The sequence below is a fragment of the Kitasatospora sp. NPDC005748 genome (assembly GCF_040630735.1).
In the GTDB taxonomy this organism is placed as follows: domain Bacteria; phylum Actinomycetota; class Actinomycetes; order Streptomycetales; family Streptomycetaceae; genus Kitasatospora.
In genome coordinates, this window is record NZ_JBEXYD010000160.1 from 1 (window position 1) to 1,308 (window position 1,308).

Genomic DNA, 1,308 nt, shown 5'->3' on the forward strand with positions numbered 1-1,308 from the left:
GCAAGGTCGGGTTGGGTGATTCGTGAGGTTGGAGTGCTGGTCAGTGCGCGGTAGACCTCGCGGGCGACGAAGCGCTTGAGGCAGCGCGTGATGTCCTTCTTCGACAGTCCTTCCTTGGTGCGGCGGGCGACGTAGGCGCGGGTGCGTTCGTCGTAGCGCATGCGGACCAGCACGATTGTGTGGAGGGCGTTGTTCGCGGCCCGGTCACCGCCTCGGTTGAGGCGGTGGCGGTGGGTGCGGCCCGAGGAGGCGGGGATCGGTGCGACGCCGGCGAGGTGCGCGAAGGCTCCCTCGGAGCGCATCCGTTCGGGGTTGTCCCCGGCCGATGCGAGAAGCTGGCCGGCGGTCTCGGGGCCGACGCCGAACAGCGCGAGAAGGTCGGGCGCGGCTTCCCGGACCAGCGGGCCGATCTCGGCGTCAAGCTCGGTGATCTCCTCGTCCAGCGCCTGGTGGCGGCGGGCCAGGCACCGCAGGGCCGCCTTGGTCGCGGCGAGAGGCGTCGACAGGTCCGTACCGGGCCGCAGCCGGGCGAGCGTGCGTATCAGGGCGCCCCGTTCCAGCCCCGCGAGCTGTTCGCGCAGGACCGCCGGAGCGGACACGAGCAGGCCGCGGATCTGGTTCATCGCCTGGGTGCGGGCCTTCACCGCGCTGCGGCGGCCTACCCGCAGCACGCGCGCGGCCTCGACCACACCGTCGCGGCTCTTCGGGACGCCGGTGGCCCGTCCCGAAGCCACCGCCGTGGCAGCCGCGTAGGCGTCGATCGGGTCGGACTTGCCCTTCAGCCGCCGGGTCTTTCGGTCCGGCCGGTCAACGTCGACGACCGTGACCCCCGCGGCGGCCAGCACCCGGGCGAGTTCGGCACCGTAGGCGCCGGTGCCCTCCACGCCGACCGCGGTCAGGACGCCGTGCGAGCGTATCCAGTCCAGCAGGTCCCGGTAGCCGACGATGGTGGCTGGGAACTCCCGGTCGGCGAGGTGTCGGCCAAGCGAGTCGATCACCGCCGCGTGGTGGGTCAGGCCGTGGGTGTCGACTCCGCCGGTGATCTCCGGGCCGTCGTGCGTCATGCTGGTCATGTCCGTCCTTGTCGCTTGTCCGAGCCGAGGGCGGCACGCGCCGGTCGGGCGGGTGGACAAGACAGTGACGGGGCCTCTGGCCAGGCTCCTATGAAGTCACAACGCCCGTCCGGCCGCGTGCGTGGTGACGCCGCCGACGGGCCGACAAATCCCAAACAAGACAGCCGAAGCGTCAGTCAGCCGAAGGGTCAGACCCGCCAGCAACATCACCACGAACATCATCACTGTCAGCCGA

General features: G+C 71.3%; 1 protein-coding gene. It reads right to left on the reverse strand.

Annotated features, from left to right (window positions below; translation table 11 throughout):
• Positions 1 to 1,073: IS110 family transposase (locus ABZ495_RS37055; RefSeq protein WP_359840396.1), on the reverse strand; the 1,073-nt coding region annotated here is incomplete at its 3' end.
• Between the last annotated feature and the right edge of the window lie 235 nt (positions 1,074 to 1,308).